This window comes from Allosphingosinicella sp. (genome assembly GCF_036387215.1).
Taxonomy (GTDB): domain Bacteria; phylum Pseudomonadota; class Alphaproteobacteria; order Sphingomonadales; family Sphingomonadaceae; genus Allosphingosinicella.
The window spans coordinates 1-2,692 of the sequence record NZ_DASVUE010000333.1; the positions used below are offsets into that span (position 1 = coordinate 1).

Sequence of the window (2,692 nt, forward strand, 5' to 3'; positions counted from 1 at the left end):
CAGGACGCGCCGGAGCGAGCGGCCTGCCGCACTTGGGATTCCCTGAGGCCGTTACAGATGCACACGATCATGGTGATCGGAAATAACGCTAATGCGAGTAAGTCGCAATAGCTAATCAGCGTCGGTCGCGCCTGATCATCAGTTTAAGGCCCGACCATGTGACGTCGACGGCACACACCTTCACGTCGACGAGTCCGGTGGGCAGCGCCACGTCGCGGATCACGTCTTCGGTCACGTCGGTCGACACCTTCGACGCCTTCTTCGGCCATGACACCCACAGGAAGCCGGTCGGAGCAAGGAGCGGGAGGAGCCGGGCGACAGCCTCCTCGAGCGCGGCGCGCGACGTGACGAAGACATGAGCGGCGTCGATCGGCGGCTCAGGCGACTGGAGCAGCTCGAGGCCGGGCACCTCCGCCAGGATCTCCGACCGAACCGGCTCCGGCACTCCCTCCCACCAGACGCGCTGCCCGTCCTTCAGCGAGAGCTTGCGGGCGAGCGGCGTTCCTGAATAGCCCGCCGGCATCAGGCGACCGCCAGCTCCTTGCCCATCAGGCGCGGGAAGAAGCTTTCGTGGGCGCGGCGGAGGTCTTCCAGCGTCACGACATAGTCGCCCTGCTTCAATTCGAAGATGATGCGGCTGCCGACCGTCCGGCCGATCGCGTCGACTTCTATGCCCGAGGCGGTGGCGCCGGCGAGGAAATCGAGCAGTGACCGGTCCCGGACGGTGGCGACATAGAGGCCCTGGTCCTCGGCGAAGAAGGAACCGGCGACGCCGTGCGGCTCGATCGGGTAGAGAAGCGCGCCGATGCCGCCGGCAAGGGCCATCTCGGCCACCGCGACCGCAACGCCGCCGTCTGCGACGTCGTGCACGGCGGTGAGGCACCCGCTCTCGATGTGGGCGCGGACATAGTCACCGACGCGCCGCTCCGAAGCGAGGTCCACCGACGGCGGCGGCCCGTCCTCGCGGCCATGGAGCTCGCGAAGCCAAAGCGACTGGCCGAGCTGGCCCTTCCGCTCCCCGATCAGGACGATCACGTCGCCGACGCCCTTGAAGCCGATCGAGGCTGACCTGCCCCAGTCCTTCAGCAGTCCGACGCCTCCGATCGCCGGCGTCGGCAGGATCGCGCTCCCGCCCCCGGTCGCCTTGCTTTCGTTGTAGAGGGAGACGTTGCCGGAGACGATCGGGAACTCGAGCGCCACGCACGCTTCGCTCATTCCTTCGAGGCAGCCGACGAGCTGGGCCATGATCTCGGGGCGCTGCGGATTGGCGAAGTTGAGGCAGTTGGTGACGGCAAGGGGAGTGGCGCCCACCGCGGTCAGGTTGCGCCAGCATTCGGCGATCGCCTGTTTGCCGCCTTCATAAGGGTCGGCGAAGCAGTAGCGCGGCGTCACGTCGGTGCTGATCGCAAGCGCCTTGTCGCTGCCGTGGACCCGCACCACGGCAGCATCGCCTCCGGGCCGCTGGACGGTGTCGGCGCCGACCATGTGGTCATATTGTTCCCAGATCCAGCGCCGCGAGGCGAGATCGGCGGAGCCCATCAGCTTCAGGAGGTCCGCCGCTGGGTCCGCGCATTGCGGCGGCTCGCCGAGCGGCTTCACCTGCGCCCACGCCTTGTATTCGTCGCCCGACAGGTGCGGGCGCTCGTAGAGCGGCGCCTCGTCGGCCAGCGGGGCGAGGGGGATGTCGGCGGCCACCTCGCCGTTCCAGCGAAGGACCATGTGCCCCGTATCGGTCACTCGGCCGATCACGGCGAAATCGAGCTCCCATTTGCGGAAGATCGCCTCGGCCTCGCCCTCGCGGCCGGGCTTCAGCACCATCAGCATCCGCTCCTGCGATTCCGAGAGCATCATCTCGTAGGGAGTCATGCCTTCCTCGCGGACGGGAACGGCGTTCATGTCGAGCTCGATGCCGACGCCACCCTTCGAGGCCATCTCGACCGACGAGGAGGTGAGGCCGGCGGCGCCCATGTCCTGAATGGCGACGATGGCGTCCGATGCCATCAGCTCGAGGCAGGCCTCGATCAGCAATTTCTCGGTGAAGGGGTCGCCCACCTGGACGGTTGGGCGCTTCTCCTCGCTGTCCTCGGAGAAATCGGCGCTTGCCATGGTCGCGCCGTGGATGCCGTCGCGGCCGGTCTTGGAGCCGACATAGACGATCGGGTTGCCGATGCCGCTCGCGGCCGAATAGAAGATCTTGTCGGTGTCGGCGATGCCGACCGTCATCGCATTGACGAGGATGTTGCCGTCATAGGCCGGATGGAAATTCACCTCGCCGCCGACGGTCGGAACGCCCACGCAATTGCCGTAGCCGCCGATGCCTGAGACGACGCCGGCGATCAGGTGCCGCATCTTGGGATGGTCCGGCCGCCCGAAGCGAAGCGCGTTCATGTTTGCGATGGGGCGGGCACCCATGGTGAAAACGTCGCGGAGGATGCCGCCGACGCCGGTTGCAGCGCCCTGATAGGGCTCGATGTAGCTCGGGTGGTTGTGGCTCTCCATCTTGAAGATCGCGGCCTGGCCGTCGCCGATATCGATCACGCCCGCATTCTCACCCGGCCCGCAGATCACCTGCGGCCCCGTCGTCGGCAGCTTCTTCAAATGCACGCGCGAGGATTTGTACGAGCAATGCTCCGACCACATCACGGAGAAGATGCCGAGCTCGGTGAGGTTCGGCTCCCGCCCCATCGCGTGC

At 66.9% G+C, this 2,692-nt stretch carries 2 protein-coding genes; both read right to left on the bottom strand.

What is annotated here, in order from left to right; all coding sequences use genetic code 11:
- Nucleotides 1-115: 115 nt before the first annotated feature.
- On the bottom strand, nucleotides 116-523 hold the full coding sequence (locus tag VF662_RS13455; RefSeq protein ID WP_464142141.1) for a hypothetical protein: 408 nt from the start codon (nucleotides 521-523) through the stop codon (nucleotides 116-118).
- Nucleotides 523-2,692: phosphoribosylformylglycinamidine synthase subunit PurL (gene purL / locus VF662_RS13460; RefSeq protein WP_464142144.1), on the bottom strand; the 2,170-nt coding region annotated here is incomplete at its 5' end. The genes VF662_RS13455 and purL, both read right to left, overlap by 1 nt.

What these genes read in the sequence shown, in the direction of transcription:
- VF662_RS13455 (WP_464142141.1), bottom strand. Translation starts at nt 523, where the DNA reads ATGCCGGCGGGCTATTCAGGAACGCCGCTCGCCCGCAAGCTCTCGCTG.